We start from the raw sequence: 10370 nt of genomic DNA, 5'->3' as shown, positions 1-10370 counted from the left end.
ATACTTTTTAAAAAATGATAATACATTTTTCTAAGAAAGATAATATACTTTTTAAAAAATGATAATACATTTTTCTAAGAAAGATAATATACTTTTTAACAAGTGATAAAGATTTTTATATAAATTATAATATGTATTAATAAATTATAATACATTTTTATACAAATTATAATATACTTTTTAACAAATGATAATATAATATAGATTCTCAAATAAGAACTATATTTTTATATTATATTAATAAATCTTAATTATATAATCATATTTTAATTTACTTCTAAATATATTTTTGCTAAGTAGAAGTAGTAGTTTAATATTTTAATTCCCTTTAATTTAACTATATAACCCTCTTTTTTGTCTTACAAGTTTTTTATCAAGTTTTATAGAAAAATTTATATGTATATAATAACCTATATTAAGATGCGTGAGAACAAGAGATTCGATGCAAATTATATTCAAAATCGAACCTCACTTCCAAAAAAAGACTATTTTTTATCATATATACTATAAAATAAATATTATAATTACAACTCAAATAAACTCAATATTTTGTTGAAATAATTTCCTCAAAATATAATATATAATTAAAACTTATTTTAAAAATTAGATTTAATATTTTAAACTTGTCCTTTAAGACATCCTTTTTTAAGATTATTCTTACTTTTAATATTATTACTTTTAATATTATTATTAATAATATTGATATTGATATTGATAATATTGATATTAATAATATTGATATTAATATTCTTTTATTAGCTATTATAAGCTAATATAAAATTATAATATAAAAGTATAATATAAAATATAATATAAAAAAATATATTATAATAATATATTATAATAATATATTACTGTAATATATTACTGTAATATATAAAAATCCCAAATTATAATTTGTTTTTATTATGAATAAAAAATTTAAAATAAATAAAAACATTAAAAAGGGGCATGTTATGAGAGTTAGGACTAGAGACTTCATTTACACTAAAGATGATCTTTTCTTTGCATCAACAAATTATATTCATCCAGAAGATAGATTTATATCATTTTTAAGATACATTCCTGATGAAAATGGTGACCGTGAAAAAGATGGGAAAAAATATTCAAAGGTGACATCTGAAGAAGCTTATAATTATTTAAGAGAAAATTATCCAGAATACTTATATTTTTGTGACATTAGCCAAGTTGAAATGATGGGTGTTCCAAAGGATAAAATTGAAAAAATCATAAAACCTGAAGAAAGGCTAAGTGAGATAAGAAAAAATGAAGCAAAAAATTCTTCACAAAATCAATTGATAGAAAAATTGCTGAAGGTAGCTGATTTTTTCCATTATAAAGCAGGGATAGCTTATGAAAATCTTGGAATATCTGGATCTATTCTTCCAAATCTTCAAAAGAATACTGTTTCCGATATTGATTTTGTAGTTTATGGACTTGAAAATCATAGGAAAGCAATGAAGACTTTTAATGAATTTAAAGATGTGGAAGTAGAGATTAAAATAGATAGTGATGAAAGTAATTTAGATGAGCCATCAAAAGATTCAGAAACCCAAATTGAAATAAAGAATATAACCCTTAACCCTATAAAAGATGAATATTGGGAAAAAATCTACAATAAACGGATGAAAGACTCAAGTCTAACAAAAGAAGAGTTCTGTTGGTATGAAAACCGAAAAAATAATAGAGGAATAATTGAAGGAACATTATTTGACATTCTAGCTACACGTAATTGGGATGAAATAGAAGGTAAATGGGGAAACACTAGATATGAACCTGTTGGAATAGCTAAAGTTGAGACTACTGTTGAAAATGCAATTGCATCTTTCGATAATCCTGCTACATACAATGTAAAAGATTTAAAAGTGTTAGAAGTTGATAGTGGTGATGAAAGTTTAATTAGTGAAGTGAGTGAAATATCATCATTTACTCATACTTATGCAGGTCAAGCTATTGAAGGGGAAAAAATAATAGCAAAAGGAAAAGTTGAAAGAGTTATAAAAGAAAATGAAGAAAGCTATAGATTAATCGTTGGTACAACAAGAGAATCTATAGGAGAATACATAAAATTAAAGAAAATTCCCTTAAATCAAAATTAAAAAATTCAAATGATAAAATTATAATAAATATAAAATTTTTATAAATAGTTAAAAAATATAAAAAATATTTTATAAATAATAAAAAATCAAAGATTTTTGAAATTATAAAAATAAAAAATTTTTATAAATAATAAAATACTTCATATTTTAAACTTAAAAAATATAAAAAATATTTTATAAATAATAAAATACTTCATATTTTAAACTTAAAAAATATAAAAAATATTTTATAAATAATAAAAAATATACCTAATTATACCAATAGCTATTTCAAAATAAATTTTAATAAAAACTATTGGTAAATAGTAATATATAATTAAATTTATAAAAAATCATTATACAATAACAAGATATTCCAAATAATATCCAAAAATTCTAAAATATCAAATTAATACTTGAGGAGATTTAATGAGCAAAAATGAGGTAAATATAGGACTTATTGGTTTTGGTACAATAGGTGCTGGAGTAGTAGAGATATTCAACAAAAATCAGGAAATTCTTTCTAAAAAATGTGGAAAACCAGTGAATCTTAAAAAAGTTGCTGATTTAGACATAGAATCAGATAGAGGAGTTAAAATAGATCAAAGTATTTTGACTACAGATGTAAATGATGTTTTAGAAAATGACGACATAGATATTGTTATTGAGCTAGTTGGGGGATATGAACCAGCTAAAACATTTGTTTTAAAAGCAATGGAAAATGGGAAACATGTTGTTTCTGCAAATAAAGCACTTATAGCTAAACATTGGAAAGAATTAATAGATGTTGCTGATAAAAATAATGTAAGGTTCTCATTTGAAGCTAGTGTTGGAGGAGGAATACCTGTTCTTCAACCATTAAATGAATGTTTATCTGCAAATCGTTTTGAAGGCATTTATGGCATAATGAATGGTACAGCTAATTACATCCTAACAAAAATGAGTGAAGAAGGATCAAAATTTGAAGATGTGTTAAAAGAGGCTCAAAAAATGGGTTATGCAGAAGCAGACCCTACATTTGATATAGAAGGCCATGATACTGCTCAAAAGCTAATTGTACTTACCAAACTTGGTTTTGGAGAGTATGTTCCTCAAGAAAAATTCCATGTTGAAGGAATTACAAAAATAACTCCTGAAGATATAGAATTTGCTAAAAATGAGTTAAAATATTCAGCAAAACTATTAGGAATAGCTAAAAAAACAGAAGAAGGATTAGAAATTAGAGTTCACCCTACTTTTATTCCACAAGATCATCTTTTAGCATCAGTCAATGATGTTTTCAATGCAATATATTTAATAGGTGATTTTGTAGGTCCAGTTATGTTATATGGTCAAGGAGCGGGAAGAATGGCAACAGCAAGTGCTGTTGTTGGTGATTGTCTAGATATTGTCTTCAATGAAAATAAAAGAATTAGCTATGGCCCAGTTGACTCACAAGTTAAGTCAATAAAAAGAATGGGAGATGTTGTATCAAAATATTATCTTAGTATAAATACACTTGATGAACCAGGAGTACTTGAAACAATTACTGGAATATTAAACAAAAATGAAATAAGTGTTGAATCAATAAATCAAAAAACAAGTGAAAGTAATGAAGTTAAGATAATAATAGTAACACATGAAGCTAATGAAGAAAATATCCAAAAAGCTATTGAGAAAATAGATGAATTACAAGAAGTCAAAGAAAAAAGTAATTTAATTAGAATATTAGAATAAAAGAAATATTTTAATTTCTATTAATATTCTCTATTTTTTATTTTTTAATTATTATTTTAACTTTTTAATTATTTTATTATTTTAATATCTTTATTATTTTATCTTTTTACTCTTTTTTTATATTTTTTAATTATTATTTTAACTTTTTAATTATTTTATTATTTTAAATATCTTTATTATCTTTATTATCTTATCTTTTTACTCTTTTTTTATATTTTTTAATTATTATTTCTACTTTTTAATCATTATTTTTAAATTTTTAATGATTTTATAATGTTTAAATTATTTTTTAATTATTTTATTATTTTTTAATTAAATTTTAATTATCTTTATTTTTAACTCTTTTATATAAGAATTAGAAAAATTCGTTTATTTTTATTCAATTATATAAAATAAAGATAAAATTATGTTTTTATGGAAATATTTAAGAAATAGCTAAATTTAAGCAATTCAATCCTATTTTAAGCTCAAAAATAAGTTAAATATTTAATTATGGAGTAATAAAATAAAAAAATATAGTAATACTTTGGCATTGAATTAATAATAATCCAATGTGTTTAGTTGAAAATTACTTAATTTAAAAAATATTTAAAAAGTGGTTAAAATGATTAGTATCTCTTCAATAAAAAGTTACATGTTTTGTCCCATGAAATTATATCTAGAAAAAAATTTTGAGAAAGAATCAGATGATATTATTATACATAAGACAATCAAAGAGTTAAGAGTCGATTTAAATGATTTATTCCAAAGAAATATACGAAAAACAAAAAAAGAAATGAGCCTAAATGAAATAGAAGAAAGTTTAAATAAAAATATAGAAGAGTATATAGAAAGTTCTTTTTCACTATTAAATGAGAATATTGCAGCAATAGATAAAAAAGAAGATATTACAATTAATACTAACTTAGAACATGATTTAGAGGATAGCTTAAATATTGGTAGAAAAGAAGATATTTTTATTGAAAATGATTATACTGGAAATAATTTTATTGAAAATAATTTAGAGAATATAAAAACATCCATATCTAATGTTAATGTAATAGAGGAAGAAATTGAAAAAATTGATAGAATAAATGAACTTAAAAGAGAATTAGAATCCGAAATTTATTATAATCTAAAAATATTATCCTTGAAAGTAAAAAAAGCTATGTTAATTAACCAAAAAGATGGAAATCAAATAGCAGAATTATTTTTTCCAACATCAATGTATAGCTATCTAATGAGAGATACACAATTGGATATAGTTGGAGCATGTGATAAAATCGAGATAATAGAGGGTAAATATTTTCCAATAAGTGTGAAATCTTCCAATCCTCCATTGAAAGGAGTTTGGGATGGAGATGCGATTGAGTTAGCTGCATCAGCATTACTTATAGAAAATGAGTTTGATACAGAAGTTTTTGTTGGTTTTATAGATTATTTAAAAATTGGTGATAGAAGAATAGTGGTAATGGATGCCCATCTAAGAAAGAATTTTTTTAGAATATTAAATGAAGTTAATACCCTTATAAACAATGATTTAGTTCCTGAAATTAAAAAAGATGCTAAAAAATGTAATAAATGCAATTATAAATTGTTATGTATGGAAAAATAATAAAAATAATAATATTGATATTTATTATAAATTTAAACTACTAACCAAATTAAAAATAAGATACATATTAATCATGACTATCAGAACAAAATACTAAAAAATAAGTACCTGAACCTACAAATATTTAAAATAATCAATTGAATTAATTATAATATAGGTGAAAAAATGAATGATGAAGAATTAAAAAATAAATGCGAGTCATGCAATTTCGATGACGAAAACGATTTAATGAGTAATTGTAAAGCAGTTTTAGCTAATCTTGACGAGTGTAAAGAGGATTTAGGGTTAAGCGAAGAAGAAACTGAAAGCTATTTAAATATGGTAGAAAATTTAAAACCTCAAGATGTTTCAAAAGTTTTAACACTTGCTCTTAAAATAAGAGAAAGTGGAAAAATCAAAAACCCTGAAATAAAAAATGATGCTAGTAGATTAATAAGAGCTATAGAGATGAGCTAAATAGCTAAAATCTTTAAATTTAAGATTTTTAGCCAATATTAGTATAATAAAAATAAAATTAATTCATTAAAATTTATTTTTTAAAATCTATTTTTTAAAATTTATTCTTTAAAAATTATTTTTTAAAATCTATTTTTTAAAACTTATTTCTTAAAATTTATTCTTTTTTAATTTTTTTATATCAAAAATAGCTGTATCTGCTATTGACATAACTGCCATTACCCCTGCTTGAATTGGATCAGATATTACAAGATCTGCAACCTCTGTAACACTTCCAGGCATATTAAGACTTATAACAGTCAAATCATGTTCAGATTTTACGTTTGAAATAGCTTCAGCAATTTTACCTCCCATGAGAGACCCTGCGAGTACTAAAGCACTGACTCTTGGAAGTCTAGATAATGCTTCAACAGCCTCTGCAATATCTTCTTCCCCTACCAAAGGAATTGTATCAATACTTATTCTTTCCCCACGTATGTTATGGCGATCAGCTTCTGTTATAGCGCCCATTGCTACTTGAGATACTTGAGCTCCACCACCAAATATGATAATTCTCTTACCATAAATATCATTTAGAGAACCATGTATTTCAACAGATTGAACAGCATCAATAGATTTAATATCACTAATTAACTGTTCAATATTATCAATACTTTCAAGTTCTAAATTAATAGACCCTAAATTATTTTTTTCAATAAAAAGATGAGTATAGCTAATATTGACCCCATAAGAAGAGATCACATTAGTTATTTCATCTAAAACTCCTTTTTTTTCAAGACTTTTAATTGTTATTGCTGTGTTTGGCATTTAAACACCGAATGAATAAAATAAAAATGATAAAAATAATAAATAAAACTAATAAAAAATGAATATTAAAAATAAATCTTAAGATTAAAATAAAGTTAATGATTTAATCATTATATAATCCTAAAAGAAAATTAATAATTTAATTTTAATATAATAATTTAATTTTAATATATAATTATAAAATCAAATAATAATTTAAGAATTAATTTTCTAACTTTGACACTTCTAAATCAGCTTTCGCTTTTTTAAATAAAGAAAGAAAACTATCATCTTCCCCAACAGGTATGACTTCTAATCCCAATTCCCTATGATTATCGATCCATTCCTCATTGAAAACTGGAATTTCGGCTTTGATAGGTTCATTTGATTTATTGACTAAAATAATATTTCTATATGGAAAATTTCGCTCAACAATGTATCCACCAAGACTTACTATATGCTGAGCTCTGACTACAAATTTCAATAAAATCACCAAAATATAAAATTTTATATTTTTTATCATTACAATTTAATTAAATAAAATTTATTACTATTTAACCAATATAATAAATTTATACTTAAATTTTTTATAATTTAACTGTTTAATTACTTATTTAGTTTATATGATTTTTATAGATTATATAATTTATATTAAAAAAGTATTATATAAAATATTATTAAAGACAAGGAACACATAATACTAAAATAATCCAATAGCTATACCCAAAACTCCTAAAAGAGATGATGCAACCACAACAGGATAAAACTGCCTATAAGTAAATACTGGAGAAAATGCACTCATTATACCCATTATTACAGGGAAAATAACCGCTACAAGTATATTTACTAAAATACTCCAAGAAAATATATTAGGAGGTAAGCCAATAAATAATACTGAGAATAATGCTCCTAAAGTGAACATTAAAAATCCTCTTGTAATATAAACAAAAGACCTATATTTTGAAGCATATTCCATATAAGGGCCTTCAATAACATCTGCTTTAGCTTTTAAGATATTAAAAGGATATTCATTTAAGAGTATCATATATCCAATGAAAAATACTATTGTACCAATTACACCAGATACTGTAAGTATGAAAGGACCATTTAGATGTTGATAATTTACTATATCTCCCAAAAAAATACTGCCAGTCATAGCTACAGGTATGAAAATGGATAGATATAAAGGGAAAGAACCAAATGCTATCATACGAAATGCCCTATTTGAACTTAAATCTTCAAGATAAGATCTTTGAGCATTTGGATGAGATGCACCTTTAACAATATCTGGAAATGGAAGTCCGAGAGACATTATAGATTTTGAAAGAGAACCCATTAGAACATAAGCAACTTCTTCAACTTTTAAAAACCCAATAATAGCAATTATACTAGCAAATGCTCCAAAAAAGTACATTTGGGGAGTTAAAGCCACTAATATTAAAACCACTACAATAAAACATACAATAGGCAGAGATTTATAAAGTGCCGGTACTGGTGAATTAGGAGATATATTTTCCTTGAAGAAAAACTTTATAGGTGCCATTATTCCAGGACTAGTAACAGGAGGCCCTATTCTCTGTTGAATTCTTGCTTGAATATATTTCCTTTCAATTCCAGGAAGTAAAGTTCCAACAATTAGGGCTAAAACTAATGTACCAATCACTGCTAAAATTGAATATATAATTGTGATATTTGACATTTTATTTTCCTCATTAATTTATTTCTTTAATTTCTTTAGTATATTTTATTTAACTTTAGTATATTTATTCAAATAATTTTAATTAAATATTATCATCTTAAATATTGATTATTTTAATAGCTCTATCAGTACAAGTAAAACATGGATCACACTGAACTATACAAAGTTGTGCATCAGTTACATGATCTCCAATACAAGCAGTCTGCATAGCTCCAATATTAGACATAGAAGGAGTCCTTATAATACTTCCTCTAACCCTACCATCTTCAATTGCATAAGAATGGTATAAAGTTCCTCTTGGAACCTCAATATAACTTTTTATTGTGTCACAGTCAAACATTTCCCAAGATCTATTTACAATTGGACCTTTTGGAATATTTTTTATAGCTTGACGTATTATATTTATTGTTTCTAAAATCTCAAAAACCCTCATTAATAAATTGGACTTAACATCCCCATCATCTTGAGTAATTATATTAAAATCAAAATCATCATATTCTTTCATAGTAGCTCTAAGATCTTGAGCTATACCAGTAGCTCTAAGAGTTGGACCAGTTACTTCAAGAGATTTTGCCTGACTTTGAGTAATTACCCCTATTCCTTCAATCCTACTCATAACAATGGGATCAGAAGCAAATCTATCTGCAAAATCAGTTATTCCTTTTTCGAGAGTATCCATACCTTCAGCAATCTTTTGAATCCTCATATCACTAAGTTCACATCTTGGTCTTACACCACCAATGATTGAAGCACCATATTGAACACGATTACCACCAATCATCCTAAGAAGTTCCATTACGGTTTCTCTAAGATAAAAAGCCCTCATTGAAAATGTTTCATGGCCTAAAACTTCACTTCCATGGGCAAGATAAAGAGAATGACTATGTAATCTCTCAAGTTCCTCAACTATAACCCTAATATAATTAGCTCTCTCAGGAACATCAATTCCTAACCCTTTTTCTGCAGTTAAAACTGAATTCCAAATATGAGCGTTAGAGCAAATACCACAAACTTTTTCTGTAAGAGAATTTGCCTTTTCAACAGGCAGTCCTTCCATTATTCTTTCGATGCCCCTATGATTAACACCAATAGTGATTTCGGCATCTCTTACAATCTCATCTTCAACAAAAAGTCGAACTCTATAAGGTTCCAATGCAGCAGGGTGTACAGTTCCCATTGCAACTTCAGTTTCAATTACTTCCTGCCTTATTGGTCGTTTTTCTTCTGTCATTATATCACTAATTGTAATAATAATCTATATATTCAATTTATATCTCATTTAAGTAAGTCAGATATTTTTATGTTTAATATTTTTAATAGTTAATATTTTCACTATTTAAATTTTCACTACTTAATATTTTTATTTTTATTATTTTGATTTTTGATATTATTTATTTTTGATATTTTTTTAAATTAATATTCTTAATATTCAATATTTTTAATAATTGATAATTTAATAATTGATATTTTTAATAATTGATAATTTAATAATTGATATTTTTAATAATAAAATCTCTCTAATCTGCCCCTAAGAGCTTAGGAAGTGCAGCCACTACACCAGAAAGTACATCTTCAGGCCTCACGGCACAACCAGGTACTTTAGCATCTACTGGAATTATGTTTTCAACAGGACCCATAATTTCTTCAGATGGTATGTCACCATGAATATTTTTATATACTCCCCCCATTAAAGCACAAGACCCTGCAGCTATTACTGCTTTAGGATTAGGAATAGCTTCATAAATCTTCTTTAATGGCTCTTCGTTAAGTTTTGTTACAGGACCAGTGACAACCAAAACATCAGCTTCACGAGGGTTCCAAGTTAGGAAAACCTTATATTGCTCAACATCAAATTTAGGCGAGAGAACGCAATTAACGATTTCAATGTCACAACCATTACATCCTCCAGTATATACCAACATTAAATGGACAGCTCTTGCCCTTGAAAATGACTTAAGGCTCATTAAATCCCTCTATTACTTTTATTTTTAATATAATTTTAATATAATTTTAATATAATTTTAATATAATTTTAATATAA

Annotated in this window: 10 protein-coding genes; 4 read left to right on the top strand and 6 right to left on the bottom strand. The window is 25.0% G+C overall.

Translation table 11 applies throughout. The features are described 5' to 3' along the window. Positions 1-333: 333 nt before the first annotated feature. Positions 334-459: a hypothetical protein gene (locus tag Q0087_RS01585; protein WP_297897778.1), complete on the bottom strand. Its 126-nt coding sequence runs from the start codon at positions 457-459 to the stop codon at positions 334-336. A 497-nt stretch (positions 460-956) separates the two neighbouring features. On the opposite strand from Q0087_RS01585, the gene Q0087_RS01580 reads away from it, so the two are divergent. From Q0087_RS01580 to Q0087_RS01565, 4 genes are all read left to right on the top strand, one after another. Next, positions 957-2099: a DNA polymerase subunit beta gene (locus tag Q0087_RS01580; protein WP_297897775.1), complete on the top strand. Its 1143-nt coding sequence runs from the start codon at positions 957-959 to the stop codon at positions 2097-2099. Between the two features lie 408 nt (positions 2100-2507). After that, positions 2508-3794 (top strand): homoserine dehydrogenase, encoded by a 1287-nt coding sequence (locus tag Q0087_RS01575; RefSeq protein WP_297897773.1) that lies wholly within the window; start codon positions 2508-2510, stop codon positions 3792-3794. Positions 3795-4398: 604 nt separating this feature from the next. Then, complete coding sequence (locus tag Q0087_RS01570) at positions 4399-5388, top strand: Dna2/Cas4 domain-containing protein (RefSeq protein ID WP_297897771.1); 990 nt, start codon at positions 4399-4401, stop codon at positions 5386-5388. A gap of 228 nt (positions 5389-5616) precedes the next feature. Then, complete coding sequence (locus Q0087_RS01565; RefSeq protein WP_297897768.1) at positions 5617-5844, top strand: hypothetical protein; 228 nt, start codon at positions 5617-5619, stop codon at positions 5842-5844. 150 nt (positions 5845-5994) lie between these two features. On the opposite strand, the gene Q0087_RS01560 is transcribed toward Q0087_RS01565, so the two are convergent. The 5 genes from Q0087_RS01560 to Q0087_RS01540 form a co-directional block, all read right to left on the bottom strand. After that, positions 5995-6651 carry a DUF5612 domain-containing protein gene (locus Q0087_RS01560; RefSeq protein WP_297897765.1) on the bottom strand — a complete coding sequence of 219 codons (657 nt, stop codon included), beginning with the start codon at positions 6649-6651 and terminating at the stop codon, positions 5995-5997. A gap of 202 nt (positions 6652-6853) precedes the next feature. Continuing rightward, complete coding sequence (ehbP, locus tag Q0087_RS01555; RefSeq protein ID WP_297897762.1) at positions 6854-7114, bottom strand: energy-converting hydrogenase B subunit EhbP; 261 nt, start codon at positions 7112-7114, stop codon at positions 6854-6856. Positions 7115-7330: 216 nt separating this feature from the next. Further along, a complete protein-coding gene (locus Q0087_RS01550) occupies positions 7331-8329 on the bottom strand; it encodes a respiratory chain complex I subunit 1 family protein (protein ID WP_297897759.1) in 999 nt (332 codons plus the stop codon). 97 nt (positions 8330-8426) lie between these two features. Beyond that, positions 8427-9560, bottom strand: a complete 1134-nt coding sequence (locus tag Q0087_RS01545; RefSeq protein WP_297897756.1) for a nickel-dependent hydrogenase large subunit — start codon at positions 9558-9560, stop codon at positions 8427-8429. Positions 9561-9846: 286 nt separating this feature from the next. Then, positions 9847-10293: an NADH-quinone oxidoreductase subunit B family protein gene (locus Q0087_RS01540; RefSeq protein ID WP_297897754.1), complete on the bottom strand. Its 447-nt coding sequence runs from the start codon at positions 10291-10293 to the stop codon at positions 9847-9849. Between the last annotated feature and the right edge of the window lie 77 nt (positions 10294-10370).

Source organism: uncultured Methanobrevibacter sp., from assembly GCF_937881195.1.
Classification (GTDB): Archaea; Methanobacteriota; Methanobacteria; order Methanobacteriales; family Methanobacteriaceae; genus Methanobinarius.
Note: the sequence above shows the minus strand (reverse complement) of the source record. Positions and strands in the feature narration are given on the sequence as shown.